Annotated in this window: 30 protein-coding genes; 20 read left to right on the top strand and 10 right to left on the bottom strand. The window is 58.1% G+C overall.

The window, feature by feature from the left end; genetic code table 11:
• Nucleotides 1–149 precede the first annotated feature (149 nt).
• Nucleotides 150–704 (top strand): YqgE/AlgH family protein, encoded by a 555-nt coding sequence (locus tag I9188_RS11575; protein WP_209506616.1) that lies wholly within the window; start codon nucleotides 150–152, stop codon nucleotides 702–704.
• Here the strand turns inward: I9188_RS11575 and I9188_RS11570 are convergent, their stop codons facing one another.
• On the bottom strand, nucleotides 705–1,655 hold the full coding sequence (locus I9188_RS11570; protein WP_209506615.1) for an L-threonylcarbamoyladenylate synthase: 951 nt from the start codon (nucleotides 1,653–1,655) through the stop codon (nucleotides 705–707).
• Nucleotides 1,656–1,793: 138 nt separating this feature from the next.
• Here I9188_RS11570 and I9188_RS11565 point away from each other — a divergent pair, with 138 nt between their 5' ends.
• The 7 genes from I9188_RS11565 to I9188_RS11535 all read left to right on the top strand — a co-directional run bounded on the left by I9188_RS11565 (nucleotide 1,794) and on the right by I9188_RS11535 (nucleotide 8,298).
• Entirely contained in the window at nucleotides 1,794–3,497 is a 1,704-nt protein-coding gene (locus tag I9188_RS11565; RefSeq protein ID WP_209506614.1) for an acyl-CoA dehydrogenase, read from the top strand.
• Nucleotides 3,497–4,543: an MBL fold metallo-hydrolase gene (locus tag I9188_RS11560; RefSeq protein ID WP_209506613.1), complete on the top strand. Its 1,047-nt coding sequence runs from the start codon at nucleotides 3,497–3,499 to the stop codon at nucleotides 4,541–4,543. The genes I9188_RS11565 and I9188_RS11560 overlap by 1 nt, the downstream gene beginning before the upstream one ends.
• Nucleotides 4,544–4,547: 4 nt before the next feature.
• On the top strand, nucleotides 4,548–5,000 hold the full coding sequence (locus I9188_RS11555; RefSeq protein WP_209506612.1) for a DUF6173 family protein: 453 nt from the start codon (nucleotides 4,548–4,550) through the stop codon (nucleotides 4,998–5,000).
• Between the two features lie 56 nt (nucleotides 5,001–5,056).
• Entirely contained in the window at nucleotides 5,057–6,898 is a 1,842-nt protein-coding gene (locus I9188_RS11550) for a glycerophosphodiester phosphodiesterase (RefSeq protein ID WP_209506611.1), read from the top strand.
• A complete protein-coding gene (locus I9188_RS11545; RefSeq protein WP_209506610.1) occupies nucleotides 6,885–7,424 on the top strand; it encodes a hypothetical protein in 540 nt (179 codons plus the stop codon). The genes I9188_RS11550 and I9188_RS11545 overlap by 14 nt, the downstream gene beginning before the upstream one ends.
• Nucleotides 7,425–7,513: 89 nt before the next feature.
• A complete protein-coding gene (locus I9188_RS11540) occupies nucleotides 7,514–7,648 on the top strand; it encodes an aa3-type cytochrome c oxidase subunit IV (RefSeq protein ID WP_209506609.1) in 135 nt (44 codons plus the stop codon).
• 17 nt (nucleotides 7,649–7,665) lie between these two features.
• Entirely contained in the window at nucleotides 7,666–8,298 is a 633-nt protein-coding gene (locus I9188_RS11535) for a hypothetical protein (protein ID WP_209506608.1), read from the top strand.
• Here I9188_RS11535 and I9188_RS11530 read toward each other — a convergent pair.
• Nucleotides 8,287–8,619 (bottom strand): AzlD domain-containing protein, encoded by a 333-nt coding sequence (locus I9188_RS11530; protein ID WP_209506607.1) that lies wholly within the window; start codon nucleotides 8,617–8,619, stop codon nucleotides 8,287–8,289. The two genes, I9188_RS11535 and I9188_RS11530, sit on opposite strands and share 12 nt — an antisense overlap.
• Nucleotides 8,616–9,326: an AzlC family ABC transporter permease gene (locus I9188_RS11525; RefSeq protein ID WP_209506606.1), complete on the bottom strand. Its 711-nt coding sequence runs from the start codon at nucleotides 9,324–9,326 to the stop codon at nucleotides 8,616–8,618. The genes I9188_RS11530 and I9188_RS11525 overlap by 4 nt, the downstream gene beginning before the upstream one ends.
• On the opposite strand from I9188_RS11525, the gene I9188_RS11520 reads away from it, so the two are divergent.
• Genes I9188_RS11520 through I9188_RS11500 form a run of 5 tightly spaced genes read left to right on the top strand, consistent with a single transcriptional unit; the run spans nucleotide 9,325 to nucleotide 14,060 of the window.
• A complete protein-coding gene (locus I9188_RS11520) occupies nucleotides 9,325–10,263 on the top strand; it encodes a formate dehydrogenase accessory sulfurtransferase FdhD (RefSeq protein WP_245220584.1) in 939 nt (312 codons plus the stop codon). The two genes, I9188_RS11525 and I9188_RS11520, sit on opposite strands and share 2 nt — an antisense overlap.
• On the top strand, nucleotides 10,260–10,916 hold the full coding sequence (gene mobA, locus I9188_RS11515; RefSeq protein WP_209506605.1) for a molybdenum cofactor guanylyltransferase MobA: 657 nt from the start codon (nucleotides 10,260–10,262) through the stop codon (nucleotides 10,914–10,916). Before I9188_RS11520 ends, mobA begins: the two co-directional genes overlap by 4 nt.
• A complete protein-coding gene (gene mobB, locus I9188_RS11510; RefSeq protein WP_209506603.1) occupies nucleotides 10,913–11,404 on the top strand; it encodes a molybdopterin-guanine dinucleotide biosynthesis protein B in 492 nt (163 codons plus the stop codon). The genes mobA and mobB overlap by 4 nt, the downstream gene beginning before the upstream one ends.
• A 20-nt stretch (nucleotides 11,405–11,424) precedes the next feature.
• A complete protein-coding gene (glp, locus tag I9188_RS11505; RefSeq protein ID WP_209506714.1) occupies nucleotides 11,425–13,470 on the top strand; it encodes a gephyrin-like molybdotransferase Glp in 2,046 nt (681 codons plus the stop codon).
• Nucleotides 13,467–14,060 carry a GNAT family N-acetyltransferase gene (locus tag I9188_RS11500; RefSeq protein WP_348540335.1) on the top strand — a complete coding sequence of 198 codons (594 nt, stop codon included), beginning with the start codon at nucleotides 13,467–13,469 and terminating at the stop codon, nucleotides 14,058–14,060. Before glp ends, I9188_RS11500 begins: the two co-directional genes overlap by 4 nt.
• Here I9188_RS11500 and I9188_RS11495 read toward each other — a convergent pair.
• The 3 genes from I9188_RS11495 to I9188_RS11485 all read right to left on the bottom strand — a co-directional run bounded on the left by I9188_RS11495 (nucleotide 14,057) and on the right by I9188_RS11485 (nucleotide 16,152).
• Nucleotides 14,057–15,052, bottom strand: a complete 996-nt coding sequence (locus tag I9188_RS11495) for a hypothetical protein (RefSeq protein ID WP_209506601.1) — start codon at nucleotides 15,050–15,052, stop codon at nucleotides 14,057–14,059. The genes I9188_RS11500 and I9188_RS11495 overlap by 4 nt on opposite strands.
• 14 nt (nucleotides 15,053–15,066) lie before the next feature.
• Nucleotides 15,067–15,537, bottom strand: coding sequence for a transcription elongation factor GreA (greA, locus tag I9188_RS11490; protein ID WP_209506599.1), 471 nt, complete (start codon nucleotides 15,535–15,537; stop codon nucleotides 15,067–15,069).
• Between the two features lie 234 nt (nucleotides 15,538–15,771).
• Nucleotides 15,772–16,152 (bottom strand): VOC family protein, encoded by a 381-nt coding sequence (locus I9188_RS11485; RefSeq protein WP_209506596.1) that lies wholly within the window; start codon nucleotides 16,150–16,152, stop codon nucleotides 15,772–15,774.
• 81 nt (nucleotides 16,153–16,233) lie between these two features.
• Between I9188_RS11485 and soxR the strand changes: the two genes are divergently transcribed.
• The 4 genes from soxR (at nucleotide 16,234) to I9188_RS11465 (ending at nucleotide 21,099) form a co-directional block, all read left to right on the top strand.
• Complete coding sequence (gene soxR / locus I9188_RS11480) at nucleotides 16,234–16,689, top strand: redox-sensitive transcriptional activator SoxR (RefSeq protein WP_209506594.1); 456 nt, start codon at nucleotides 16,234–16,236, stop codon at nucleotides 16,687–16,689.
• A gap of 136 nt (nucleotides 16,690–16,825) precedes the next feature.
• Nucleotides 16,826–18,472: an electron transfer flavoprotein-ubiquinone oxidoreductase gene (locus I9188_RS11475; RefSeq protein ID WP_209506592.1), complete on the top strand. Its 1,647-nt coding sequence runs from the start codon at nucleotides 16,826–16,828 to the stop codon at nucleotides 18,470–18,472.
• A 145-nt stretch (nucleotides 18,473–18,617) separates the two neighbouring features.
• A complete protein-coding gene (locus I9188_RS11470) occupies nucleotides 18,618–20,288 on the top strand; it encodes a tetratricopeptide repeat protein (RefSeq protein ID WP_209506712.1) in 1,671 nt (556 codons plus the stop codon).
• The gene (locus I9188_RS11465; protein WP_209506591.1) at nucleotides 20,278–21,099 is read left to right on the top strand and encodes a 4-(cytidine 5'-diphospho)-2-C-methyl-D-erythritol kinase; all 822 of its coding nucleotides are present in this window, start codon (nucleotides 20,278–20,280) and stop codon (nucleotides 21,097–21,099) included. Before I9188_RS11470 ends, I9188_RS11465 begins: the two co-directional genes overlap by 11 nt.
• Here the strand turns inward: I9188_RS11465 and I9188_RS11460 are convergent.
• Nucleotides 21,092–22,090: a polyprenyl synthetase family protein gene (locus I9188_RS11460; protein ID WP_209506711.1), complete on the bottom strand. Its 999-nt coding sequence runs from the start codon at nucleotides 22,088–22,090 to the stop codon at nucleotides 21,092–21,094. The two genes, I9188_RS11465 and I9188_RS11460, sit on opposite strands and share 8 nt — an antisense overlap.
• A 56-nt stretch (nucleotides 22,091–22,146) precedes the next feature.
• Between I9188_RS11460 and I9188_RS11455 the strand changes: the two genes are divergently transcribed.
• The 3 genes from I9188_RS11455 to I9188_RS11445 all read left to right on the top strand — a co-directional run bounded on the left by I9188_RS11455 (nucleotide 22,147) and on the right by I9188_RS11445 (nucleotide 23,419).
• Nucleotides 22,147–22,362 carry a DUF2007 domain-containing protein gene (locus I9188_RS11455; protein ID WP_050604033.1) on the top strand — a complete coding sequence of 72 codons (216 nt, stop codon included), beginning with the start codon at nucleotides 22,147–22,149 and terminating at the stop codon, nucleotides 22,360–22,362.
• Nucleotides 22,359–23,123, top strand: coding sequence for a methyltransferase (locus I9188_RS11450; protein ID WP_209506590.1), 765 nt, complete (start codon nucleotides 22,359–22,361; stop codon nucleotides 23,121–23,123). The genes I9188_RS11455 and I9188_RS11450 overlap by 4 nt, the downstream gene beginning before the upstream one ends.
• A gap of 131 nt (nucleotides 23,124–23,254) precedes the next feature.
• The gene (locus I9188_RS11445) at nucleotides 23,255–23,419 is read left to right on the top strand and encodes a DUF465 domain-containing protein (protein WP_083445267.1); all 165 of its coding nucleotides are present in this window, start codon (nucleotides 23,255–23,257) and stop codon (nucleotides 23,417–23,419) included.
• On the opposite strand, the gene I9188_RS11440 is transcribed toward I9188_RS11445, so the two are convergent.
• The 3 genes from I9188_RS11440 to phbB all read right to left on the bottom strand — a co-directional run bounded on the left by I9188_RS11440 (nucleotide 23,416) and on the right by phbB (nucleotide 26,249).
• Nucleotides 23,416–24,282: an EamA family transporter gene (locus I9188_RS11440; protein WP_209506589.1), complete on the bottom strand. Its 867-nt coding sequence runs from the start codon at nucleotides 24,280–24,282 to the stop codon at nucleotides 23,416–23,418. The genes I9188_RS11445 and I9188_RS11440 overlap by 4 nt on opposite strands.
• Complete coding sequence (locus tag I9188_RS11435; protein ID WP_209506588.1) at nucleotides 24,279–25,226, bottom strand: transcriptional regulator GcvA; 948 nt, start codon at nucleotides 25,224–25,226, stop codon at nucleotides 24,279–24,281. The genes I9188_RS11440 and I9188_RS11435 overlap by 4 nt, the downstream gene beginning before the upstream one ends.
• Nucleotides 25,227–25,526: 300 nt before the next feature.
• Nucleotides 25,527–26,249, bottom strand: a complete 723-nt coding sequence (phbB, locus tag I9188_RS11430; RefSeq protein ID WP_209506587.1) for an acetoacetyl-CoA reductase — start codon at nucleotides 26,247–26,249, stop codon at nucleotides 25,527–25,529.
• Nucleotides 26,250–26,416: the final 167 nt, after the last annotated feature.

Genomic DNA, 26,416 nt, shown 5'->3' with positions numbered 1-26,416 from the left:
TCATCCTTCTTAAATGCGCGGCGTTGGCCCGGATTCCAAGTCACGTTCTGTTCACTGGGATGAAATCCGCCAAAATACCTGTTGTTCTCTTGCCAATGGACATGCTGCGAGGCCATTGTTGAGGTGTTCTGAGAAAGAGATGGCGGCCCATGGACCTGACCGGAAAACTGTTGATTGCGATGCCCGGTATGGGGGATCCGCGATTCGACCATTCGGTTGTGTATGTGTGCAGCCACGGCGACGATGGTGCGATGGGTTTGATTGTGAACAAGCCCTCGGACCTGCGGATTAAGACCTTACTGGGTCAGCTGAACATCGCCTGCCGTATTCCGATTGTCGGCGAGCGCCTTGTGCATTTCGGTGGGCCGGTCGAGATGTCGCGCGGCTTTGTTCTTCACAGCGCCGATTATGAGGCCAATCTGCATTCAATGCAGATTTCCGAGGACTTCAGCATGACGGCGACACTTGATGTGCTCGAGGATTTGGCATCAGGCAGCGGGCCGCTGAACTCGATGCTGGCGCTGGGTTATTCCGGCTGGGGTCCCGGTCAGCTTGAGGATGAAATTGCCATGAACGGCTGGTTGACCACCGAGGCAACGTCGAAACTTGTTTTCGATGTGCCCGATGATGCGAAATGGGAGGCAGCGTTGGCTACTTTGGGCGTGGACCCGCTGACCCTTTCTGCCAGCGCGGGGCGCGCCTGATCAGCTATCACGGGGTGCTGCCGCGCGCCGCAGCCGGTCATTGATTGCCGCCCCCAATCCCGTGCCTGGTATCGGAGAAACGGCAATCGGTCGCCCGGTTTCGTTCAGCTGATGCAGAAACGCAAACAGATTTGCCGCCGCTTCGGTCAGGTTGCCAGTGGTGGACAAGTTCAGGTCGCACTCAACCTGTCCAAATCCCAGCAACACCTCGTCACCCTGACGGGTTTCGGCATTCAAACGGACCGGAGCGTCCGGCGCATAATGTGATTGCAACTGGCCGGGGGCGGTCAGAAGATCACCGGATTGATGCAGATGCAGACGCGCTTTCAGCGTCTCTTCGATCTGCTCCAGCGCGATGCCACCTGGACGCAATAGCGCAGGTTCCCCAGCCAGACCGATGATGGTAGATTCAAGCCCGACACCGCACGGCCCGTCATCCAGAATTGCCGCGATCTTGCCGCCAAGACCCGACCAGACATGACTTGCCTTTGTCGGACTGATCTGACCCGACGGGTTTGCCGATGGCGCCGCAACCGGGCCATCAAATTCGGCCAGCAGCGCGCGCGCTGTCGGATGTGCCGGAACCCGCACGGCCAGCGTATCCAAACCTGCCGTCACCAGCGATGAAATCCCGTGCCCTTCGCGCAAGGGCAAAACCAAGGTAAGCGGACCGGGCCAAAAAGCCTGCGCCAGATGCTCGGCCTGATCTGACCATAGCACATACCGTTGCGCCGCGGCGACCGATGCGACATGTGCGATCAGCGGATTGAAACTGGGCCGCCCCTTGGCCTCGTAGATCGACGCCACCGCCTGCCCGTTGCGCGCATCGCCGCCCAGACCGTAGACCGTCTCGGTCGGGAAAGCGACCAGAAGGCCCTGCCGCAACATATCTGCAGCCCGCGCGATACCGCCGGAATCCGCCGTCAATTCCTGAGTGCCGGTTGAGATCATATCTGGTGACGCCGCGTTTTGGTTGCTTGAAACATAGGGGACAGTAGGTAATTGATCCAAGCTCATACGCTTACCGGCGCTTGCCCACAATTCCAAGCCTGCCGATATGTTCTGAATTGTTAGCCTTCGAGAGTGATCATGCCCTACCGCACCCCAATTTCAGATTACCAGTTCCTGCTGGACCATGTGGTCGGGTTTGACCAGGTCGCTGCGACGGATAAATTTGCTGATGCCAGCGGGGATGTGGTCAATGCGATCCTGACCGAAGCTGGAAAAATGTGCGAAGAGGTGATGGCCCCTTTGCAGCGCCCCGGTGATCTGGAACCTGCACGACTTGAAAATGGCGTGCTGCGAACTTCTCCGGGATATGCAGATGGCTGGAAGGCTATTGCTGAAGGTGGCTGGATCGGGATCAGTGGTAATCCTGAATACGGGGGGATGGGGTTGCCTATGACCATCACCACGGCGGTCAACGAGATGATGAGTGCCGCTTGCCTGTCGCTGCAACTTGCGCCGCTTATGTCTCAGGGCCAGATCGAGGCGTTGGACCATCACGCCAGCGACGAATTGAAAGCGCTGTATCTGCCTAAGATGATGACGGGGGAATGGTCGGGCACCATGAACCTGACCGAAGCTCAGGCCGGGTCGGATGTCGGCGCGTTGTCTGCGAAGGCTGAGCCGAACGGTGACGGGACATATTCGATCACCGGTCAAAAGATCTTCATCTCGTGGGGCGATACCGATTTCACCGAGAATGTCTGCCATCTGGTACTGGCCCGCCTTCCCGATGGGGTGCCCGGCACCAAAGGGATCTCGTTATTCCTTGTCCCCAAATTCCTGCCTGACGAAAATGGTGATCCAGGCGCGGCCAACGATCTGAAAGTGGTTTCGCTGGAACACAAGATGGGCTTGCACGGGTCACCCACCTGCGTGATGCAATATGACAAAGCCAAAGGCTGGCTGGTGGGCGCCGAACATGGCGGTATGGCGGCCATGTTTACCATGATGAACAATGCGCGCTTGGGCGTGGGCGGACAGGGCGTGGGCGTGGCCGAAGGCGCTTATCAGCACGCGTTGGCCTATGCGCTGGAACGGAAACAAGGCAAAACACCGTCCGGGACGATTATCGACCATGCGGATGTGCGCCGTATGCTTTTGGATATGCGTGCTGATGTTTATGCCGCGCGCGCGATCCTGTTGGCCAATGCGGTTGCAATCGATATGGCAGAGGCCACTGGTGACGCCGATTGGGCAGCGCGGGCTGCGCTGTTGACGCCGATCAGCAAGGCGTTTGGTACTCAGACTGGGATGCGTGTGGCTGAAACCGGGGTCCAGGTGCATGGTGGCATGGGATATATTGAGGAAACCGGAGCGGCACAGTTCTATCGCGATGCGCGTGTCACCGCGATCTACGAGGGCACCAACGGCATTCAGGCGATGGACCTTGTGGCGCGGAAGATGATGGACGGGGGCGAGGCTGCTTCGAACCTGCTGGATGAGATCGAAGATCAGGCCGAACGCGCCCGTGCAACGCTGCCTGATCTGGCGGGGCCGGTCTGGGAAGCCACCGAAACGCTGCGCGAGGCGACAGAATGGCTGGTGGCACAGGACGATTTGAATAACCGCTTTGCAGGCGCAGTTGCTTATCTGCAGGCTTTTGCCCGGGTGTTGGGTGGGCACTATCACCTGACCGCAGCCCTTGCCGATCCGGATGGGCCGCGGGCGAAACTGGCGCAATATTATATCAACGCCCTGTTGCCCGAACATACGGGCCTCTTGGCGCGGGCGCAGAACGGGGCGGATGACCTTTTCGCGCTGAGCACGGACGAGTTCGCAGCCTGATGGATGGGGATCACGTCTTGGGGATCAGATATCCGTGGGCTGAACCGCCCGTGCAGGGCGAAGCCACCGAGATTGCCCAAGGTGTTCTCTGGATGCGCCTGCCCCTGCCTATGGCGCTGGATCATGTAAATATCTATGCGCTGGACGATGGCGACAGCTGGACCGCGATCGATACAGGGCTGTCCTCGAACAAGACGCGGCGCATCTGGGAAGCGTTGATGGCCGGGCCACTTAAAGGCAAGCCGATCAGACGGGTGGTGGTGACTCACCATCATCCCGATCATGTTGGCAATGCCGGATGGTTTCAGACGGAACACGGCGCCGAGCTGGTGACAAGCCGCACCTCGTGGCTGTTTGCGCGGATGCTGACGCTGGATGTGCAGGAAACCTGGCCGCAAGAAACGCTGGATTTTTATCGCAGCGCGGGCATGGCATCCGAAGTTTTGAACAAACGGATGGCGGACCGGCCCTTTAATTTTGCCGACACGGTCTATCCCATGCCGCTGGGTTTTACCGGGATCAAGCAGGGTGACGTGATCCGTATGGGTGGACGCGACTGGGACGTTCATTTGGGCAATGGCCATGCACCGGAACACGCCACCTTCTGGAGCCGCGATGACAATCTGGTGCTCAGCGGCGATCAGATCCTAAGCTCGATCAGCCCCAATCTGGGTGTCTATGCGACCGAACCCATGGCCGATCCTGTGTCAGGATGGATGGAGTCCTGCGAGAGACTTCAGGCGCTCGCCCGCCCCGATCATCTGGTTTTAGGCGGGCACAAATTGCCCTTCACCGGTCTGCCCTTGCGTATGAAGCAGTTGATTGACAACCACCATAGCGCGCTGGAACGGCTGCTGGTTCATCTGGATCAGCCCAAATCTGCCGCTGACTGCTTTATGCCGCTGTTCAAACGCACAATTCGCGAGGGTGAGTATGGCCTTGCGCTGGTTGAGGCGGTTGCACATGTAAATCACCTCTACCACATTGGTGCAGTAACCCGGACGCAACGCGCGGATGGGGCATGGTTATATCAGCGCAAAGGGTAGACGAATGCAGGACCAGATTGAAACCTCGGCCGAGGCCGCAGAAGCTGCAGCGTTGCCAAAGTGTTACGAGGTGCACGCCGATCCAAAAGCCGAATCCGGAAGCAAAAAACTGCCCGAGACGTTGAAGAAACCGGTGGACAGCAAAAGCCCTGCACAATGGGCCTACGAGCGGTTAATCCTGTATATCCAGAATTTCGAACAGACGCTGGACGGCGATCATGAGGTCGCCATGGGGTTCACCGGTGGCGACGCGGGCGTGATGCGGATCGAGGGGATGGGTTATTTCGACCCCGACATGATAACCTTTTACGGGTCAGATGGGACCGGAGCCCGCACGCAACTGCTGCAACATGTCAGCCAGTTGAACGTGATGTTGCGTGCGCTTCCCAAATCGGTTGAAGACAAGCCAGCCAACCGCATCGGGTTTCGCCTGGCTGCGGACCTGAAAGGCAGCTGACTTGCAATTCGCGTTTGCGCGCCTTTGAATGACTGTATCAGTTCGGAGGCGACCGCGTGAGCAGATATTTCCATGCCGTAACACATGCCTACGCGGGGGCCTGGGCCCGGCGTCGGGTTTTTGTGCCAATCTATTTCGCTGTGCGATTGCTGCTTGTGGCGCTGATCGCGCCAGGGGTGGCGCTGGCGGTCAATCTGGCAGTTTCCCTGTCTGACCAGACGGCCTTGACCGATCAGGACATTGCCATGTTCCTGCTGTCTCCGGTCGGATTTATCTCGTCAGTTGTAGTTCTGAGCTTGTTTCTACTCGCCGAGGTCTTTGTGTTCTCGGTCATGGCCGGGTCGCTGCGTATGGGCGAACAAGATCCCTGGCGCGCTGGCAGTGCGGCGCTCGCATTGATCCTTTCCCGTTTCCCGGCGTTGTTCGGATTTGCCGTGCGTTTCATCCTGCGCGTCCTGTTGCTTGCCCTGCCGTTCGTGGCCGTTGCCGGCCTGATCGCGTGGTGGACGCTGACTGAATATGACATCAACTATTACCTGACCTTCCGCCCCCCCGCCTTCAAGGTGGCGGTTCTTCTGATCGGAATGGTTGTTCTTATACTGGCGTGGCTTTTGATCCGCCGCCTGTCCGCCTGGGCGCTAGCCCTGCATCTGGTCCTTTTCGAAGGAACTGCGCCCCGAACAGCGTTTGCGCAAAGTGCGCAGAAAATGGAAGGCAGGCGCGGGCGGCTGAAGATCGAGCTTGTCCTTTGGCTGGGGATGCGCCTTGTCATCGCCGCTTTGATTGCCGCAGTGGCCAGCCTTTTGTTTACTCTCGTACCCGTGCAGGACGGCGGCAACCTCAAGCTGGCCCTGACCTTCAGTTTTGTCGTCGCTGGACTGTGGTCATTGGCGGGGCTGGTTTTGGCAGCAACGGCGCTGGGCGCGCTGGCCGTCTTGCTGGACGGGTTTTTCGATACAGACGGAAAAAAGATCGCACACCCAGAGCCCCGGAAAATTCGGGCGCCTGTATTTGTGACAGTGGGCGCATCCCTTGCCGCGTTGGGTATTGGCCTTTGGTCAGGTCAAAGTCTGCTGGAACGTGTGCAGGCCCCGGATCATGCCGAGGTTATTGGCCACCGGGGAGCAGCGGCCTTGCGGCCGGAAAACACGATGGCCTCGGTTCTGAAAGCCATCGAGGACGGAGCGGATTGGGTCGAAATCGACGTCCAGGAATCTGCGGATGATGTGATCATCGTGGCCCATGACAGTGATTTCATGAAGTTGGCGGGTGTTAACCTTAAGGTCTGGGATGCAACGATGGCGGATGTGGCCGATATCGACATCGGCAGCTGGTTTGACCCGGAATACGCCTCGGAACGCACGCCAACTCTGCGTGATGTGCTGGAGGCGGCCAAAGGCAAGTCCAGGGTTCTTATCGAACTGAAATACTATGGCCATGACATCGATCTGGAAAACCGGGTGATCAATCTGGTGGAAGAACTGGAGATGCAGGACGACGTCGCCACCATGTCGTTGAAATACCCAGCCGTCCAAAAGATGAAGAAACTGCGCCCGGACTGGCGTTCGGGTGTATTGGCGGCCACAGCCGTTGGTGATCTGTCAGGGTTGGAGGGCGAGTTTGTCGCGGTCAATGCAGGGATTGCGACGCCGGGCCTGATCCGAAAGGTTCACGATGCCGGTAAGGATATCTATGTCTGGACAGTGAACGATCCGCTGCAGATGTCCAAAATGGCGTCTATGGGTGTTGATGGCCTGATCACCGATCGCCCGGCCATGGCCAATGAGGTTCTGCGCGTGCGCGCTGAAATGGGACCGGCAGAGCGGCTGATGTTGTGGCTGGCCACGACATTCGGGTTACAGGTCGACACCAAGGCGATGCGCGATGAAAGCCCTTAATCTGTCGCTGCTGTTACTCATCATTCCGCATGTTGCCTTGGCACAGGACTTGATGCGCCGGTTCGAAATGCCTGCCCATCACGCCTTGATGGACCAGAGCGACGGAGCCGAGCTGCAACCATTCGAAACAGACGGGTGTTCGGGTGGGTTGTCCGCAAGCTGGCGCTGGGTGGCAAAGCAATTCCCACAGGTTGGCGAGCTTTTTGAAGAACATCCGCCATGGGAAAACTGTTGCGTGATCCACGACCGGGCATATCACAACGCTGGCGGAACGGATTCGGCCGAGGAAAGCTATGACGCGCGTTTAGCGGCGGATGATGCCCTGCATGCCTGTGTTGCGGCGCATGGAGATCTGTATGCTGACGAATATGCCGATCGCTATGATATGGAACCTGATCAGATTCGCTCCATTTATGCGATTACTGCGGATGCCATGTATGGGGCGGTTCGATTCGGTGGCGGGCCGTGCAGCGGCCTGCCTTGGCGGTGGGGGTTTGGGTATCCCGGATGCTCGGTCCTCAAGTAAGCGCGCCCTGCGCGCGAATGACGTGGTGACAGGTGTTTTGTTTTCCATTATCCAACAAGTCAAACACGCGAATTGGGATTCTGAGACTCATGGCTGAACACAAACACGGCGAAATGAACATCGACGTTCAAACCAAAACTTTTAACGGTTTCATCAAAGCCACCACCTGGTGTGTGGTTGCAATCGCCTTGTTGTGCCTGTTCCTGGCTGTTTTCGCCTCGTAAGCAATTCGGGGGCGGCTTTGCTCAGGATATTGACTGCGTGTCTTTTGGCCGCAACGTTGGCTGGTTGCGCTGCGTCACAGCGCCCGCAAGCGGATCAGACTGAAATTACGTCCCGCTCCTATCGCGATCCGGGGCCATCGACCCTGACCTTGTACACGATGATCAGCACCCGGACCGGTTCGGGCGCGCACACGTCGCTGATGATCAGCGGCAGTGAGCGGGTTATTTTCGACCCGGCAGGATCGTTCCGGGCGGATGTTGTACCGATCAGGAACGATGTGCTTTACGGTATTACCCCGAATGTCGAACGAGCGTATCGCAGCAGCCACGCCCGCGAAACACATTATGCGCGCATCCAGACGATCGAGGTCACTCCGCAGCAGGCCGAAATTGCATTGCAACTGGCCAAGCAGATGGGCCCGGTGGCTGGTGCATTCTGTGCAAACTCTACCTCGCAGCTGTTGCAGCAGGTTCCGGGGTTCGAACAGATCACGACCACATTCTATCCGGTCAAACTGTCCGATCAGTTTGGGGCGTTGCAAGGTGTTCAAACGGCGGAATACCGTGAAAACGACGACGCGGACCTGCAAAAGGGACTGGCGTTCAACAATGCGCGCCTGAACCAGCTGGACGCGGCTTCATCCAACTAGATACAGCAATGTGTAAAGTGTTGCCGCCCCGGTAAAAATGGCCGCCAGCACGTTTTTGGTTAGAATGCCCACAGACAATGCAACCGCTGCGGCCGACATACGGGGTATATCCGGTTGTCCTTCGGTGGCTGCAGGCCAAACCACCAGCGGCGCGATCAATGCGGGCAGGATGGCTACGGCTGTATATCGAAGGTGACGTAACAACCAGGGCGGCATCGGGCGATCACCGACGAGACCGATGAAGGTAAAGCGCAAAGCATAGCTGCCCACCGCAAGACCCACGATGATGATCCATATTGTTGTCTGGTCGATCTGGTTCATGGCGCGTTCCGCTTTAGCATCAATTCTGCCTGCGCACCGGCCATCATCCCTGCCGCGCCTGCGATCAGCAGGCCCAGATTGAACGGCACACTCACGGTCAGCAGGGCAACGACAATGGCGACCAGGGCGGCGATGACATGGGCCAGCGTACGCATCATTGGCCCGATCATCGCCAGAAAGGTGATCGGCAGGGCAAAGTCCAGCGCCCAGCTTTCCGGTATTTGAGCGCCCAGCACGGCACCCAGACAGGTTCCCAAAACCCACAGCGGTGTGATCGGAGTGACCGAACCCAGGAAATAGGCCATTCGCTGGGGGATCGCCAGATCAGGCTTTTTTTCGAACTGCGCGATTGAACAGGCGTAAGACTGATCCACGATCAGGTAAGCCGCACATGCTCTCTGCCACAAGGGCGCGGCACCCAGATACGGCGTCAGCGACGCGGAATACATCGCGACCCGCAGGTTCACTGCCAGGGCCGAGATCAAAACGATGATTGTCGGCGTTTCATCCTGCAGAAGTTGCAGAGCTGTGAACTGCGCCGCGCCTGCAAAAACAGTGATGGAAAAGGCAATGGTCTGCACGATATTCAACCCTGCTTCTGTCGAGAAGACACCGAACAACAGACCAAAAGGCACAGCCACGAAGACAAACGGCGTGCCGTCGCGAAAACCTTTCCAGAAGTATGACTTGGATGTGGCAGAGGCCATGGCTAAATCCTATGGTGACGCCAGCAGCAGTATCGGTCTTGTGAAGGGGTTGCAATTGGTCACCGAAACCGACGTGTCAGACTATGTAATCGCTCCTGATCCGGGCGCGGCCCGCCTGACCCGTGCGGTCGAGGGGGTGGACCAGAATGGCGAGGTCAGTCAGATTTCAGTGGTTGAAGAGCGCCCACTGACGATCTTCCTCAACGCGCAGGAAATTGTGACGGCGATGACCATTGGCGACTATCCCGAATATCTGGCGCTGGGTTTTCTGCGAAATCAGGGCATGCTGCTGGCTGGTGATGAGATTACCCGTGTCGATTACGATGATGATCTTGAAACCGTAGTTGTCCGCACCGCACGCGCGACTTCGTACGAGGACAAGCTGAAGAAAAAGACGCGCACCAGTGGTTGCGCTGTGGGCACAGTATTCGGGGACATGATGGAGGGCCTTGAGGGCGTTCAGCTGCCGCAAGTGCAGGTCCGTACCTCGTGGCTTTACGAACTGGCGGCCAAGATCAACCGCACCCCGTCGCTTTATCTTGAGGCCGGGGCAATTCATGGGACTGTCTTGTGCCGGGAAAACCGCCCGCTGGTTTATATGGAAGACGTGGGTCGCCATAACGCTGTCGACAAGATCGCAGGCTGGATGCTGTCCGAGGGGGCGACGGCAGCGGACAAAATCCTTTATACCACCGGTCGCCTGACATCCGAGATGGTGATCAAAACGGCGATGATGGGCATTCCCGTATTGGCGTCCCGTTCCGGATTCACCGCCTGGGGTGTTGAGATCGCGCGTGAGGTAGGCCTTACGCTGATCGGTCGGATGCGAGGACAGCGCTTTGTTTGTCTTTCTGGTGAGGAACGGTTGGTTCGTGATGTGGACCCGTCGACGGTTGTGGCCGAAGACAGGAAACACCGGCGGAAGAGTAGCCAATGAGTGATGAAAACAGGAAACCCCTCGGCGTCATCCTCGCAGGCGGGCAGGCCACCCGGATGGGCGGCGGTGACAAAGGTCTATTGCAGATTGGTGGGCAGAGCTTGCTGTCCCATGTCGTTGACCGGCTGTCTCCGCAAGTCGATGGTTTGGCCCTGAACGCAAATGGCGACCCCGAGCGTTTCAGCGATCTGACGCTACCCGTTCTGCCTGACTCGATCGAAGGCTTCGCTGGCCCTTTGGCCGGTGTTCTGGCGGGGCTCGATTGGGCGGCAGACCAGGGGGCCGACAGCATCGTAACGGCTGCCGCAGATACACCGTTCTTCCCACGTGATCTGGTGGCGCGCCTGCAAGAGGCGGCAGCGGGGCAGGTGCATCCTCTGGTCTTGGCCACTACTCCGCGAACGGGCGACGAGGCGCTGAAATCCGGTGGGGGCAGGCGGGTCAACCGGCACCCGACCTTTGGGCTCTGGCCTGTGGCGTTGCGCGATGATCTGCGGGCGGCTCTGACGGACGGGTTGCGCAAGGTCGTGCTGTGGACTGATAAACATGACGGGCGCGAGGCTTTGTTTCAGGCTGACCCGTTTGATCCGTTCTTCAACGTCAATACGCCTGACGATCTGGACCGCGCCCGGACATTGTTGGAGCAGGTATGAGAGTCTACGGCGTCACTGGCTGGAAAAACGCAGGCAAAACAGGGCTGATGGAACGGCTGGTGGCCGAGATCACGGGGCGGGGCTTTGCCGTCTCAACCGTCAAGCACGCGCATCACGGCGTCGATGTGGATCAGCCGGGCACGGACAGTCATCGTCACCGCGTTGCTGGCGCCAGCGAGGTGTTGCTTGCGTCGGGGCAGCGCGTCGCCTTGATGCAGGAGCTGCGCGGCGCACCCGAGCCGCCATTGGGCGAACTGCTGGCGCGGCTTTCACCGGTTGATCTGGTGCTGGTTGAAGGCTTCAAGCGGGAAGGCCACCCAAAGATCGAGGCGTTTCGCGCCGAGGCGGGAAATCCTCTGATTGCGATTGAAAACGAAACTATTCGTGCTGTTGCCAGCGACACGGCGCTGGAACTGGATCGTCCGGTTTTCGACCTGAACGACACAGTCCGGATCGCGGACTTCATATTGGATGAGGTCGGTTTGTGACCCCGTTCCAGACCTTTGCCATGGTGGACTGGTCTGGTGGAAATGACACCGGGCCAACACCGCGCAAAGACGCGATCTGGGCCTGTATTGTGCGTGAAGGGCAGGCACAGGAACCCGAATACCTGCGCAACCGGGCGCTTGCCGAGGCGTGGCTGGATGCCCTGATCCGCACCGAACTGAAGGCAGGTCGTCGCCTGTTTCTGGGGTTTGATTTCCCTTTTGGATACCCGAAGGGTTTTGCCCGCGCGATGACCGGTACGGATGACCCCTTGACCTTGTGGGACTGGTTCAAACAGCATGTCGAGGACGGTTCGAAAACGAACAATCGTTTCGACTTGGCAGGCCGGATCAATCGACAATTCGGAGGAAGAGGCCCATTTTGGATGAATGGCCTCGGGCGTGACATTGATGGTTTGCCGAGAACCAAAACGGGCTATTCCAATCCGTTTTCCGACCGTCGTGCGGTTGAAGCCTTGGCAAAAGGCAGTTTCACCTGCTGGCAGATGGCGGGTGCAGGCGCGGTCGGTGGGCAGGTGATGATGGGGCTTCCAGTCCTAAGCAGGCTCCGCCATCGCTTTGCCGGACAAGTCGCGGTCTGGCCGTTCGAGCCGTTGGAAAAACCCGTCGCCTTTGTGGAAATCTGGCCGTCGCTCACCTTGGGTGCGCCACCGGACGGGCGGATCAAGGATGCCTGGCAGGTCGAACAGGTCGCCTTGACTCTGTCGCGTTTGACAGAGCAGGAGTTGAATGCGCAATTAGATGTTTCAGCGGCAGAGGAAGGCTGGATATTGGGTGTGACTCAGAAAAAGCCAAACATAGCCCCGCCACCGTTGCGCAACGATTGTTTTGCGTTGCCAGCGGGTGTGGAGTGGACGCCGGTTGATGACGCCTTGGCCTATTTGCGCGACGTGTTGCATCCGATTACCTCGGTCGAGGTGGTCGCGCTGAACAAGGCGAGTGGGCGCATTCTGGCAGAGGATGTGACAGCCCAACGTTCCAACCCGCCGCAGCCGAATACAGCCGTGGATGGGTTCGGGTTCGCTGGTCCGGTTTCAGATGGGCCACAGGTCCTGCCGCTGGTCGATGGGCGTGCAGCAGCCGGTATTCCGTTTGAGGGTGACGTTCCTGCGGGCAAGGCAGTGCGCGTTCTGACGGGTGCGGCGCTGCCTGACGGGGTGGATACGGTTATTCTGGAAGAGGATGTCACAGTAAAAGACGGGCATATCGCATTCCATGGTCCGCTGAAACAGGGGGCAAATACCAGGCAAGCGGGCGAGGATGTGGCCGCGGGCGATCTGGCCTTGCCTACAGGGCGCCGATTGACACCGGCTGATCTTGCGCTGCTCACCGCTTTGGGCATTGCCGAGGTGAAGGTGCGCAAACCGCTGCGTGTCGCCGTGGTATCGACCGGTGATGAACTGGTCGACGCCGGAGAGTGCGCCGGACCGGGTCAGATATTCGACGCCAACCGCCCGATGCTTTTGTCTCTGGTCGAAAGGCTGGGGTTTGTGCCTGTGGATATGGGGCGTGTGTCAGATGATCGGGACGCCCTGCGGGAACGGCTGGACCAGGCTGCGGAACAGGCAGATGTGATACTGACGAGTGGTGGCGCATCTGCTGGTGACGAAGACCACGTATCTGCCTTGCTGCGCCAGGCGGGGGCGATGCAACACTGGCGGATCGCCTTGAAACCCGGTCGCCCTCTGGCTTTGGGGTTGTGGTCTGGAACCCCGGTCTTTGGACTGCCCGGCAATCCCGTTGCCGCTTTGGTCTGCACCTTGATCTTTGCGCGACCGGCGTTGGGCCTGATGTCGGGTGAAGGCTGGATCGAGCCGCAAGGGTTCGAAGTGCCCGCTGCCTTTGAAAAGCGCAAGAAACCGGGCCGCCGCGAATACCTGCGCGCGCGCATACGGGAAGGCCGGGTTGAAGTCTTCAAGTCAGAAGGATCGGGCCGGATCAGCGGGCTCAGCTGGGCCGAAGGGCTGGTCGAAATAGAAGATGGTGCCCGGCATATCCAACCCGGTGATATGGTTCGGTTTATCCCGTATGGCAGTTTTGGGTTGTGAAAATCACGGTCTCACGCGGTTTTTCTGATGCGGAACACGAGCTGGTGGCGACCCTGTTCTGGCAGGCATTCTCGGCGAAACTGAACAAAGTCATGGGTCCGGATGAAAAGGGGCTGGCTTTCTTCGAAACTTCGTTGAATCCGGATTTCGCGCTGGTTGCACGGGACAAGGAAGACCGGGTTTTGGGGCTTGCAGGTTTCAAGACACGCGATGGTGCATTGGCCGGAGGCAGAATGTCAGACCTAGCAAAGGTCTATGGCTGGTTTGGGGCCATTTGGCGCGCCCTCATCCTCAGCATTCTGGAGCGCGAACTGAAACCCGGCGTGTTTCAGATGGATGGCATATTTGTGGCCGCGGGCTCGCGTGGCAAAGGCGTTGGTACTGCCTTGCTGGATGCCGTTAAGCGTGAGGCGCGGAAACAAAACATGTCAGTGGTTCAGCTTGACGTTATCGACACAAACCCCCGCGCCCGCGCTTTATACAAGCGCGAAGGATTTCGGCCTGTGGGTGAAGAAAAAACCGGACCTTTAAGTTACGTGTTTGGCTTCAGCAGCGCGACCAAGATGTCTTGGGTCGTTAAATCGGACTAATCAAACGTCCCGGCCACGCGCCCCAGCAACATGAACGCCCGCGCCGTGCGGGTCTCACCCAAAGCGCTCAGTTCTGCATCACTTGCGGTGGGCTCGAACTCGGCCATCATCTTGTCGAAGCGGCGAAGAAAATGGTGGGCGGCGTCCCGGAAAATGGGATCCTGTTTCATCCGCGCAGCTGTCAGCGCCAGCGAGGACCTGTCGCGTACACCCCCCAGCGAGGCGACAGCGCGACCCCGCGCGCCCTGCGCGAACTGACGCCAGATTTCGGGCCGGGCCATGTCAGGGCGCAGGTCGTCCATGTAGATGCCTTCCTGGCTGAGCAGTGTAAGAACATCCTGCGAGGCTTGCACGATCTGCGCCGTCTTGCGGTCTTTCAGCGCCACGCGCAGGGCATTAAACCCTTCGGTGTCATTCTGAGTTTCCGGGAAGTTCAAGGCGCGGATAAAGATTTCGGTGCTCAGTGGTGGCGCGATCTCTTCCGCAGGTGTGCCCAGTTCAAGCGAGGTCTGAGCACCCGCTACAAGTGGTTTTGCCGGGACGTAAGGTGGCGTTGTGCGCTTGGTCGAAAATGTTGCCAACGCATTTTCGGTTTTCCGCGTTGCGGCTGCGATCTCATCCAGTTTCTTGGCCACCGCCGGTTCGTAGGTGCTGGATGCGCGCTGCTGCTGCGCCACATAAGCCTGACGGATCGCATCAATCGCAGTTTGCAGCCGTGCGCTTTCCTCGCGCATCACGCGGCTGGCCCGCATGGCAGTGGCTGCGACCCAGATCATCGCCACAGGCATGAAAACGGCCAGAAAGGTGACAACAAAACCACCGCTTTGCCCCTTATCCGGCAACACCAGAAAAACAACCGACACCACCAGCCAAATCAGGCTGAGCACCAGCGCGGCAATCTCAATCTCGGTGACAGACAGTGTCTTTGGGCGGTCATAGATGCCCAGCGAAGTCGGTCTTTCAGTTTCCGGGTCAGGTTTGTGCCCCGACATTACATGCGCTCCGGTCAGGCGTACTTGATGCTCAGAATTTCATAAGAGCGCACGCCGCCAGGGGTGCGCACCTCGACACTGTCTCCTTCGTCCTTGCCGATCAAGGCACGGGCGATGGGGGATTTGATGTTCAAAAGGCCAGCTTCGATATTGGCTTCATATTCGCCGACGATCTGCCACGTCTTTTCTTCGTCGGTATCCTCGTCAACCAAAGTAACCTTTGCGCCAAACTTGATCGCGCCGGACAGTTTTGCAGGATCAATTACATCCGCCAGCGACAGGATACCTTCCAGTTCTTTAATGCGACCTTCGATAAAGCCCTGCTTTTCGCGGGCTGAATGGTATTCCGCGTTTTCTTTCAGGTCGCCAAGTTCACGCGCCGATGCGATGGCTTCGATAATCGCAGGGCGTTCGACGGATTTGAGGTTCTTCAACTCAGCTGCGAGTGCGGCATTGCCCGCAGGCGTCATCGGGATCTTTTCCATACTCTCTACGTCCACGCATAAACTGACTCGCCCCGCCGCACAGAAGCGTCGGGGCGAGTCCTAGGTTGACGATTACCTGACCCAAATACCACGTGAATTGCAAGGGGTGTCAGCAGTTGCGGCGATCAATTTGCAACATTGCGCCGCCGGGATTGTTTCGGGTGTGGCCTATGGCGATGGTCCGGTTGCCCGCCCTTGCACCATCGCCTCGAAGACGTGCAGAGCCACAGCATCTCAATCATATTGTACCACTTCAAACTCGATGCCGTTGTCATCCCTGAAATAGAACCGACGCCCCGGTTCGTAATCGGCATGATTATGGGGTTCGAACCCCGCCTTGCGCACCTTGGCCTCCGTTGCATCGATATCTTCAACCAGCACACCAACATGGTTCAGCCCGCCGACGACGTCGTAGCTGCTTTCGACCAATGGTTTCGGCGCATCGGGTTTGTAAAGCGCAAGATAGGTGTGGGCCGATCCGACATGCACCGTGTATCCGCCTGATATTGCGGGTCCTTCCCAGCGTGTTTTCCAGCCAAAGACCTGCTGCATCCAGGCGGCCGAGGCCTGTGGGTCGCTGACAGTGAAATTGGTATGTTCAAGCGTTGCCATCATGGGATCTCCTTTTTTGGCTTGTTTCGACTCACCGTAATTTCTAAACCTAACTTTAGGTCAAGGTATTTCTTCGAGGGCGACATGGCTGTTTCAGAAGGGTTGGCAATCGGGGCATTGGCCCGACGTACGGGGTTGGCCGTTTCAGCGATCCGGTATTACGAAGCACAGGGTTTGATCGCGCCCTGGCGCAATGCGGGTGGGCAGCGACGTTACCAGCGGGCAGATATCCGGCGGCTGAGCTTTGTCATGATCGCACAGCAGTTCGGCCTGACCTTGCCTGAAATTCGCGAGGTCTTGTCGGGCTTGCCGGGAAAGCGAACACCGACACCACAGGATTGGAAAGCTATAAGCGTGCGGTTGCGCACTCATCTGGACCAGCGAATCGATACCCTGAAGCGATTGCGCGACAATCTGGACGGCTGCATTGGGTGTGGGTGCCTCAGTTTGCCGAAATGCAAGCTTTATAACCCCGATGACAGGGCAAAATCCCATGGTAGCGGTCCCAGATACCTGATGGGTGATGCACCAGAGGACTGATGTGTCGAATAGCGCCCTTGTTACGCCGTGTTTCGATTGACCAAAGTCTTTCTGACCATGTAATCAGCCGTGAAACAAAATTGCGCAGATCCTGCAGTGACAGCGCCAATTCGGAAAGTAAGCTAGGGAGCCCGCGATGGCCGAGATTGAACGCGAAGCAATGGAATATGACGTGGTGATCGTAGGCGCAGGTCCTGCAGGCCTGTCGGCTGCCATTCGTCTGAAACAGCTGGATGCGGACCTGAACGTCGTCGTTCTGGAAAAGGGCTCGGAAGTAGGTGCGCATATCCTGTCTGGCGCAGTTCTCGATCCCTGCGGACTGGATGCATTGATCCCGGATTGGAAGGCAAAGGGTGCTCCGCTGAACGTGCCGGTGCATGAAGACAATTTCTACATGCTGGGCGAGGCAGGCAAGATCCGCATTCCCAACTTCCCGATGCCGCCGTTGATGAACAACCATGGCAACTACATCGTCTCGATGGGTAATGTTTGCCGCTGGATGGCCGAGCAGGCCGAGGAGCTGGGCGTGGAAATCTTCCCCGGCATGGCCTGTTCCGAGCTGGTTTACGGTGACAATGGCGAAGTCAAAGGCGTCGTGGCCGGTGTCTTTGGTCTGGAAGCGGACGGCTCTTATGGCCCCAATACAGAGCCTGGCATGGAACTGCACGGCAAATACGTCTTCCTGTCGGAAGGTGTGCGCGGCTCACTGTCCAAGGAAGTCATTGCCAAATACGACTTGTCTGCCGGCAAAGAGCCACAGAAATACGGCGTCGGCATGAAAGAGATCTGGGAGATTGACCCAGCCAAGCACAAGGAAGGTACGGTCACGCACACAATGGGCTGGCCTCTGGGCGGCAACGCAGGTGGCGGGTCGTTCATCTATCACCTTGAAAACAATCAGGTCTATGTCGGCTTTGTGGTTCACCTGAACTACAAGAACCCGCACCTGTACCCCTATATGGAATTCCAGCGTTTCAAGCATCACCCGATGGTGGCCGAGCTGCTGAAAGGCGGCAAGCGCGTGGCATACGGTGCCCGTGCGATCACCGAAGGCGGTCTTCAGTCGATGCCCAAGCTGGTGGCGCCGGGCGTGGCGTTGCTGGGCTGTTCCGCGGGCATGGTCAACGTGCCGCGCATCAAGGGCAACCACAATGCGATGCTGTCGGGCAAGGCTGCCGCCGAGGCCGCCTATGACGCGATCAAGGCTGACCGTTCGGGCGATGAGCTGACCGCTTACGAGGCCGATGTTCGCAATGGCGAGATTGGCAAGGACCTGAAGAAGGTGCGCAACGTCAAGCCGATGTGGTCCAAGTGGGGCATGATCCCCTCGCTGGTGCTGGGTGGTTTGGACATGTGGACCAACACATTGGGCTTTTCGCTCTTTGGTACGCTAGGGCATGGCAAGAACGATGCCCAGTCGACCGAGGAAGCCAGCAAGCACAAGCCGATCGACTATCCCAAGCCCGATGGGACGCTGTCCTTTGACCGGCTGACCAACGTGTCCTTTGCGGCAACCAATCACGAGGAAAGCCAGCCCTGCCACCTGCGCCTGGCGGACCCGGAAATCCCGGTCAAGGTCAACCTGCCAAAGTTCGACGAACCGGCGCAGCGCTATTGCCCGGCAGGCGTTTACGAAATGGTCGAGGATGACAACGGGCCGCGATTCGTCATCAACTTCCAGAACTGCGTTCACTGCAAAACCTGCGACATCAAGGATCCAAGCCAGAATATCACCTGGACCACGCCGCAGGGTGGCGACGGACCAAACTATCCGAACATGTAAGCAAAAAACCGGCAATGGCAGGGTCGTGAAGGCTCTGCCATTGCCTCTTGCCGACCGAAGCCCTAGCTTAACCGTCAGTCAACGATAGTAAGGCAGGATTTCGGTGGTTTCCCTGGTTCGTCGCACGGCATTGTCCGTGCTGCTCATGTCGTCGGTCGCTGTGCCGGCCTTTTCGGATTCGGGTGCCGGTTCATATCTGGCCGGGCGTCAGGCGATCTACGAAAGCGACTATTCTGCGGCGGAAAGATACTACGCCCAGGCTCTCAGGTTTGATCCGGAAAACGCGCTGCTCTTGGAAAGCGTTGTCGTCGCCCGCCTTGCGCTGGGGGAAATTGCCCGTGCTTTGCCTGTTGCAAAGCAGATCGAGGAAGCCAACCTTCCCAGTCAGGCCGCGCGTATGGCGATTTCGGCCAATTTGATTGCAGACGGCAAGTTTGACGAACTTTTGGCGCGTGACCCTGAAACGCAGGGGATCGGTCCTTTGGTTGATGGGCTGATGATTGCATGGGCCCACCTGGGGCAAGGTGAAATGACAAAGGCCATGGAGCAGTTCGATGCCGTGGCCACGCAGGAAGGCCTCAGGGAGTTTGCGCTGTATCACAAAGCCATGGCACTGGCCTCTATCGGCGATTTCGAAGGTGCCGAGGTGATATTTGCGGATAACAACGGCGCGGTTGCGCGGTTCTCGCGCCGGGCCGCGCTGGCCCGTACAGAGGTGCTGTCACAGCTGGATCGCAACGAAGACGCCATACAGTTTCTGGACGATGTGTTTGTTTCCGGTAGCGATCCGACCATTGAAGCCTACACTGATAAATTGACCGCGGGCGAGACGCTTCCGTTCACCCACGCGGGCTCTGCGCTGGATGGAATGGCGGAAATATTCTTTACCGTTGGTGCCGCATTGAACAGCGAGGCTTCGGCTGACTACGTCCTGCTTTATTCACGACTGGCGAGCTTTCTGCGCCCAGACCACGTGGACGCCATTCTGCTGAGCGCGGAATTGCTGGACAAGCTGCAACAGTATGATCTGGCCGTTGCCGCCTATCGCATGGTCCCGGCAAGCAGCAATGACCACCATGCCGCAGAACTTGGGCGGGCCGAAATCCTGGACAAATCCGGAAAAACCGATGCAGCCATTGAAGTTCTTCAAAATCTGGCGTTGCAAAATCCTGATTTGCCCAGCGTGCATGTTTCTCTGGCAGATCTTCAGCGTCGTCAGGAAAACTATGCAGCTGCGGTTGCCTCTTATGACACTGCGATTGCTCTGACGGACAGTCAGGCAGGCGGGAATTGGTTCCTGCACTACGCGCGCGGCATAAGCCACGAGCGGCTGAAGCAGTGGGATCAGGCTGAAACCGATTTCCGTCGGGCGCTGGAGTTGAATCCGGATCAGCCGCAGGTGCTGAACTATCTGGGCTATTCTCTGGTAGAACGGAAAGAAAAGCTGGATGAAGCGCTGGACATGATCCAGCGTGCGGTCGAAGCCCGCCCGGATAGCGGCTACATCGTGGATAGTCTGGGTTGGGTTCTGTTCCGTCTGGGTCGTTACGAAGAAGCGGTCGAGCATATGGAGCGCGCGGTCGAGCTGATGCCCGTTGATCCTGTCGTCAATGATCATCTGGGGGATGTCTATTGGGCTGTTGGGCGTGCACGCGAGGCCGAGTTCCAATGGAAACGGGCGCTGTCCTTTGTTGATCCCGAAGACACGGATGGTGAGGCTGACCCGGATCGGATTCGACGCAAGATCGAGGTCGGACTAAGTGCCGTTCTGGCCGAAGAAGGCGCGGAACCCTTGAAAGTCGCAAATGGAAATTAAGGCGTTTGCGCCCGCCAAAATCAACCTGACCCTGCATGTGACCGGACGTCGTAAGGACGGTTATCACCTGTTGGATTCGTTAGTGGTTTTTGCAGATCTGGGCGATCAGTTGACATTCTCGCCCGGTCCCGAGCTGACTATCGACGTGAGTGGGGAGTTTGCCGAAGGCGTGCCCACGGACAGCCGTAACCTGGTCTGGAAAGCGGCCGAAGGCGTCGGCTGGACCGGGCATGTCGAGCTGATCAAGTCTCTGCCCCACGGGGCAGGTATAGGGGGCGGGTCATCGGATGCGGCCGCCACGCTTTGGGCATTGGCAGGTCAGGGATGTGACGTCCGGCCTGACCTGCCGTTGTCACTGGGCGCAGATGTGCCCGTTTGTCTCGAAAACCGGGCGATCAGAATGCAAGGCATTGGCGATCGTTTGGCGGCGGTGAACCTTCCGCACCTGCCCGCGCTTTTGGTCAACCCGAATGTGCCGGTGCCGACAGGTACCGTTTTCAACGCGCTGGCGTCCCGAGACAATCCGCCGATGCCTGAGCTGGTCCCTGATTTTGAAGACGCTGAAGCCTGTGCTCTGTGGTTGCGTGATCAACGCAATGACTTACAGGTACCTGCCATGGGTGTTGCACGTGAGATCGAGCAGGTTCTGGACGAGTTGAACATGACCAATCGTGCCCTTGTGACGCGCATGTCGGGATCCGGCTCGACCTGTTTTGCCCTATACCCCACAATGAAAGACGCGCATTTCGCGGCCTATGAGATCGGTGCGGCGCATCCTGACTGGTGGTGCCGCGCGACGCAGCTTAACTGAGGCGCGAGACCACGTAATCGGCCAGTTCGCGCAGCAGGCTGCGAATCTCATGATCGGGCAGAACATCCAGAGATGCCTTTGCCTTATTCGCCCAACCCAAAGCGTCCTGCCGGGTTTTTTCCAGCGTTGTGTATTTGTCCATCAGACCCAGCGCATGATCCAGATCGCCATCCTGTTGGCGGCCTTTTTCGATCGTTCGCTCCCAGAATGCGCGTTCTTCGGGCGTGGATTGCGCCACGGCCTTGATTACAGGCAGGGTCAGTTTCCGTTCACGAAAGTCATCGCCCACATTTTTGCCGGTTGTCTTGCTGTCACCCTGATAATCCAGCAGGTCGTCTGCAATCTGGAATGCGATCCCCAATGCGTCACCATAATCGAACAGAGCTTTGACCTGTTCTTCCGATGCGCCGGCGATCACGCCACCCACCTCGGTCGCAGCTGAAAACAAAGCTGCTGTCTTGCCGCGCACGACCTGAAGGTAAACGCTTTCATCTGTACGCAGGTCGGTTGCTGCGGTCATTTGCAGTACCTCGCCTTCGGCGATGGTGGCTGAGGCATTGGCCAAGATATCCAGAACCCGGAGCGAACCCGTTTCGACCATCAATTGGAAGCTGCGGGAAAACAGGTAATCACCGACCAGCACACTGGATTTGTTGTCCCAAAGTAGATTTGCAGTTGGGCGTCCGCGCCGTTGGGCGCTCTCATCCACAACGTCGTCGTGCAGAAGGGTGGCGGTGTGGATGAACTCGACCGTGGCAGCAAGGCGTACATGGTGCTCGCCCGAATAGCCAAACAGCCGCGCAGCTGCCAATGTCAGCATCGGGCGCAGGCGCTTCCCGCCCGCCTCGACCAGATGCTGGGTCACTTCGGGGATACGTGGGGCATGGTCCGACGCCATCCGGGTGCGGATCAACGTGTTCACAGCCTCCATTTCACCCGCCAGTATTTCAGCGAGGCGCTCATGCGGTTTTGAGATCATGCCGACGGTCATCATACTCCTGATACAAGGCTCGACTTTCGCCCCGCCTTGCCCTTACATCCATCCCCATGAAAGAACTATTGCGCAGTACCGATCCGACGATCCTGGCCTTTGCATCCGCTCTCCTTGAAGGCGAGGATATAGACTGCTTTCAGATGGACGTAAATATGAGCATCCTCGAAGGTGGGATCGGGATCTTTCCCCGCCGACTGATGGTTCGCGCCGAAGACCTGACCCGTGCCGAACGTGTGATGCGCGACAATGAAATTCCACTGGGCCGATGACCCGGTTTTCCGATAGTGAACTCAGCTGCAATGATTTCCTGGGGGGCAGGGTCCGGTTGCTGCAACCTCGGTCGGGTTATCGTGCCGGGGTCGACCCGGTATTGCTTGCCGCATCCGTTCCGGCCAGGGCAGGTCAGTCCGTGTTGGAACTGGGGTGCGGTGCAGGGGCTGCCATTCTTTGCTTGTCGTCACGACTGCCCGGTCTGCACCTGACAGGTATCGAGCTACAGCCCGCCTATGCGGAATTGGCCTGCAGAAATGCGGAAATCAACGGGATAGAGCTGGAAGTTGTCCAAGCAGACCTGACCGCTTTGCCCGAGGCGTTTCGGCAGCGCCAGTTCGATCACGTCATTGCGAATCCGCCCTATTATCGGGCAGGGGCGCATAGCCCTGCAAAGGATGCGGGACGAAGTGTGGCCCTGAGCGAAGACACCCAGTTGGCCGACTGGATTGCAGTGGCTGCAAAACGCCTTGCGCCAAAAGGGTACCTGCACATGATCCAGAAAGCCGATCGGCTGCCCGACATGCTGGCAGCGTGCCAGGGGGTGCTGGGATCGGTGGAGTTGTTGCCGCTAAGCCCACGGACAGGGCGAGAGGCTGAGCTGATCATTCTGCGCGCCCGCAAAGGAGGGCGTGCGGCATTTCGCCTCCACCCACCTTTGATTGTGCACGCGGGTGAACGTCACGAAGAAGACGGCGAAAGCTATACGGATGCAGTTTCGGCCGTGCTCCGGAAGGCCGCTGCACTGCCCGGGTTCTGACGGCGACCGGCAATGTCCAGCCGATTTTGTCGGATTTGTTTCAGATTCTGTGCGTCTGCAGCGTGACAGGGTGGAAACGATGTGATCAACTTCTTACGTGACATTCAGACACGTATAAAAGGAGGATCGCAATGAGCGTGAGCGCACATCTGACAGAACTGAAGAAAAAGCACGAATCTCTCGGTCTAGAAGTAGAACAAGCCCAACGCTCGCCAGGCATCGATGATCTCCACATCGCCCAGCTGAAGAAACAGAAGCTCAAGCTGAAGGAAGAGATCGAGCGACTGTCTGCTTAAGATTTCAAACTGGAAAGGGCCGCGATCAAGGCCCCACCGGTAATCAGACAGGCCGCGATCGCTAGCCCCCAGGATGGGGCAGCGATCCCGGCCATCACCAAAGCAAGTGTCGACAATAACGGGGCCGCGTAAGATGAGGTTCCGAGCATTTGAATATCGCCCTGCTTTACCCCGATATCCCAGATATAAAAGGCCAGTCCAACGGGCCCGAGGCCAAGTGCCAGTACAGAAACCCACCCCAGTGTCGTGTTAGGCAGCACGGTGTCTTCTATAGCCAGATGCAGCAGACCCGAAGCCAACGCAGCCATCAGACAAAAGACCGCAACCGAACTGGTCGGTGTACCCCCCAATTTGCGCGACAGAACCGAATAGCCTGACCATGTCAGGGCGCAAAGCAAGGCCAATGCATACCCGGGCAGATGTTGCGCCTGAAAACCGGCGCCCCCGCCTCCGGTGATGATCAAAGCAGCCCCAGCAAAGCCAAGGCATGCCCCAATCAGATGACCCGCGCGAAGCCGTTCGCCCGGCAGCAGGCCGGAAAACAGAACGATAAGAAGGGGCCAGAGATAGGCAATCAGTCCGGCCTCGGCCGCAGGGGCCATACGCAGGGCCGAAAAATACAATGCGTGGTACCCGAACAGACCCAATGAACCGAACAGATAGGTCGTCCAGGGGACCTGTTTCAACCCGCTAAACCCACCGGTTGCACCTGTCCAGATCAACCCAAGCGCCCCACCAATCGAAAAGCAAATCGTGTTCAACAGCAAAGGTGGTGTAGGTGCAGAGCCGACGGTCAAAAGTGCCAGCAAAGCCCATAATAGGACGGCCCCAAAGCCGACGGCTGTTGCGCGCGTTTTGGTCATGAACCGGAAACCTCTTCGATCGGAATGATGTCGAACTCATCCGAAATATGTGCGGTCTTTTCAATCTCGGTCAGGAACCAATCCCGAAAGGCTGCGATCTGAGGACGTTTCTCGGCCCCCGGAAGGCACAGGAACCGGAACCGGCCCTGTGTTTCCAGCGCGACCTTGAAGGGTGCGACCAGCCGACCTTCGGTCAAGTCCTTGAGGATCATGGCACGCCGTCCAAGGGCGACACCAACACCGGCGACAGCGGCGTCAATCGCGTGATCTGCGTTGGAAAAATGCGCACCATGGGTCGGGGTAAAATCCATTCCCACGGCGCGGAACCAAGCGGGCCAATCGCAGGGCGGGGTCAGAAAACTGATCGAATCGTCATGGATCAACGGTGCGTTGCGCAGGCTGTCTGGCGTGGTGAATTGTTCTGCCAGCTCCGGGGTCATAACCGGGGTCAGCCACTCCTTTCTGACAGGAACGGAATACAGCCCGTCATCGGCCGAGTTCCCGAACCGGATGGCAACATCCACATCGTCCCGCTCCAGATCCATGTTGCGTAACGTGGCCGAGAATTTCAGGTCGATCTCGGGATGCGCACGGGCAAACTCGTAAAGGCGAGGCGCCAGCCACTTTGCAGTCAGTGCCGGACCTGCGGTGACGGTCAGTCCGGTATCATTCTCCTTCCTGCGCACGGCGCGCCACGCGGTTTGCAAGGTGGCAAACCCTTCTGCCGCACCAGGAGCAAGGGCGCGGCCCGCCTCGGTCAGCTCTACGGCGCGGTTCAGACGGCGAAACAGCGGACGTCCAAGGTGTTCTTCAAGCGACTTGATTTGAAAGGACAGCGCAGCTGGCGTCACATGCAGCTCTTCCGCCGCCTTCGAAAAAGACATGTGCCGGGCTGCGGCGTCAAAAGCACGCAATGCGGTAAGTGGGGGCAGATAGTCACTCATAGTGAAGAAAAACTTAACTGAAGTTCCAAGAAAGCTCGTTTGTCGCGTTTGTTTTTATCCGCCATGTTCGCATCAGGTCAAATAAAACTGATTTGAAAAAGGAGACTGCCATGATCGAGATGACGACAAATCCCGCCGCCCAGATGGCGATCCTGCGTGCCCACCAAGAGCGCAGCAGGGTGATTTGGCAGTTTTGGGGATGGATATTCGGTTCCCGCTGATCGCAGCGCGCGCGTTCTTACGGGATCAGAAAGGGCCGGTCCAAAGTGACCGGCCCGTTTTTTTGTTCACAAGTCTGGATCAGACGAAGAATTGCGCACCGTTGGCCGAGATGGTCGAGCCGTTGATGAACTGAGATTCGTCCGAGGCCAGGAAGGTCACACAGCGTGCAATCTCTTCGGGCTCGCCCAGACGACCGGCGGGGATCTGGCCAATGATCGATTCGCGCACCTTTTCGGGCACCGCCATCACCATCTCGGTTGCGATATAACCGGGGCAGATCGCGTTGGCCGTGATGCCTGCCCGCGCGCCTTCCTGCGCCAGAGATTTCACGATGCCCAGATCGCCTGCCTTGGTCGCAGCATAATTCACCTGAGCGAACTGACCCTTCTGGCCGTTGATCGAGCTGATGACGATGACACGGCCAAATTTGCGCTCGCGCATGCCGGGCCAGACAGGGTGCACAGTGTTGAATACACCGGTCAGGTTGGTGTCGATCACGTCTTTCCACTGATCGGGTGTCATTTTGTGGAAAGGTGCATCACGGGTGATGCCTGCGTTGGCGACAACGATATCGATGGGGCCAACCTCGGCCTCAACCTTTTCGATACCTGCTTTGGATTCGTCATAATCGGCGACGTTCCACTTGTAGGTCTTAATGCCGGTTTCTTCGGTGAATTTCGCGGCGGCTTCGTCATTCCCCGCATAGGTGGCCGCAACGTTGTATCCTTCGGCTTTGAGCGCCTTGGAAATTGCTGCGCCAATGCCGCGGGAACCGCCGGTAACGAGTGCTGTACGTGCCATTTAGGACTCCTCCAATTTTAGTCGTCTTGGTAATGCTGTTACTTTGAGAGATACTTGTGCGCAATATTGTTTCGTCATCAAGGTGTTTATTTCGGATGGCAATATCGTCGCATCTAAGGGGTACGACCCCAGTGTAACAAAAAAGGGCGTCCCGTGGACGCCCTTAT

The sequence above is a fragment of the Ruegeria sp. HKCCSA071 genome, assembly GCF_017872555.1.
GTDB lineage: Bacteria > Pseudomonadota > Alphaproteobacteria > Rhodobacterales > Rhodobacteraceae > Ruegeria.
This window is presented reverse-complemented; position numbering and strand designations above follow the sequence as displayed.

Coding starts and splice junctions, on each gene's coding strand:
- I9188_RS11575 (WP_209506616.1), top strand. CDS start 150: ATGGACCTGACCGGAAAACTGTTGATTGCGATGCCCGGTATGGGGGAT.
- I9188_RS11570 (WP_209506615.1), bottom strand. CDS start 1,655: ATGATCTCAACCGGCACTCAGGAATTGACGGCGGATTCCGGCGGTATC.
- I9188_RS11565 (WP_209506614.1), top strand. CDS start 1,794: ATGCCCTACCGCACCCCAATTTCAGATTACCAGTTCCTGCTGGACCAT.
- I9188_RS11560 (WP_209506613.1), top strand. CDS start 3,497: ATGGATGGGGATCACGTCTTGGGGATCAGATATCCGTGGGCTGAACCG.
- I9188_RS11555 (WP_209506612.1), top strand. CDS start 4,548: ATGCAGGACCAGATTGAAACCTCGGCCGAGGCCGCAGAAGCTGCAGCG.
- I9188_RS11545 (WP_209506610.1), top strand. CDS start 6,885: ATGAAAGCCCTTAATCTGTCGCTGCTGTTACTCATCATTCCGCATGTT.
- I9188_RS11540 (WP_209506609.1), top strand. CDS start 7,514: ATGGCTGAACACAAACACGGCGAAATGAACATCGACGTTCAAACCAAA.
- I9188_RS11530 (WP_209506607.1), bottom strand. CDS start 8,619: ATGAACCAGATCGACCAGACAACAATATGGATCATCATCGTGGGTCTT.
- I9188_RS11520 (WP_245220584.1), top strand. CDS start 9,325: ATGGCTAAATCCTATGGTGACGCCAGCAGCAGTATCGGTCTTGTGAAG.
- I9188_RS11525 (WP_209506606.1), bottom strand. CDS start 9,326: ATGGCCTCTGCCACATCCAAGTCATACTTCTGGAAAGGTTTTCGCGAC.
- mobA (WP_209506605.1), top strand. CDS start 10,260: ATGAGTGATGAAAACAGGAAACCCCTCGGCGTCATCCTCGCAGGCGGG.
- mobB (WP_209506603.1), top strand. CDS start 10,913: ATGAGAGTCTACGGCGTCACTGGCTGGAAAAACGCAGGCAAAACAGGG.
- glp (WP_209506714.1), top strand. CDS start 11,425: ATGGTGGACTGGTCTGGTGGAAATGACACCGGGCCAACACCGCGCAAA.
- I9188_RS11495 (WP_209506601.1), bottom strand. CDS start 15,052: ATGTCGGGGCACAAACCTGACCCGGAAACTGAAAGACCGACTTCGCTG.
- greA (WP_209506599.1), bottom strand. CDS start 15,537: ATGGAAAAGATCCCGATGACGCCTGCGGGCAATGCCGCACTCGCAGCT.
- I9188_RS11485 (WP_209506596.1), bottom strand. CDS start 16,152: ATGATGGCAACGCTTGAACATACCAATTTCACTGTCAGCGACCCACAG.
- soxR (WP_209506594.1), top strand. CDS start 16,234: ATGGCTGTTTCAGAAGGGTTGGCAATCGGGGCATTGGCCCGACGTACG.
- I9188_RS11475 (WP_209506592.1), top strand. CDS start 16,826: ATGGCCGAGATTGAACGCGAAGCAATGGAATATGACGTGGTGATCGTA.
- I9188_RS11470 (WP_209506712.1), top strand. CDS start 18,618: ATGTCGTCGGTCGCTGTGCCGGCCTTTTCGGATTCGGGTGCCGGTTCA.
- I9188_RS11465 (WP_209506591.1), top strand. CDS start 20,278: ATGGAAATTAAGGCGTTTGCGCCCGCCAAAATCAACCTGACCCTGCAT.
- I9188_RS11460 (WP_209506711.1), bottom strand. CDS start 22,090: ATGACCGTCGGCATGATCTCAAAACCGCATGAGCGCCTCGCTGAAATA.
- I9188_RS11455 (WP_050604033.1), top strand. CDS start 22,147: ATGAAAGAACTATTGCGCAGTACCGATCCGACGATCCTGGCCTTTGCA.
- I9188_RS11450 (WP_209506590.1), top strand. CDS start 22,359: ATGACCCGGTTTTCCGATAGTGAACTCAGCTGCAATGATTTCCTGGGG.
- I9188_RS11445 (WP_083445267.1), top strand. CDS start 23,255: ATGAGCGTGAGCGCACATCTGACAGAACTGAAGAAAAAGCACGAATCT.
- I9188_RS11440 (WP_209506589.1), bottom strand. CDS start 24,282: ATGACCAAAACGCGCGCAACAGCCGTCGGCTTTGGGGCCGTCCTATTA.
- I9188_RS11435 (WP_209506588.1), bottom strand. CDS start 25,226: ATGAGTGACTATCTGCCCCCACTTACCGCATTGCGTGCTTTTGACGCC.
- phbB (WP_209506587.1), bottom strand. CDS start 26,249: ATGGCACGTACAGCACTCGTTACCGGCGGTTCCCGCGGCATTGGCGCA.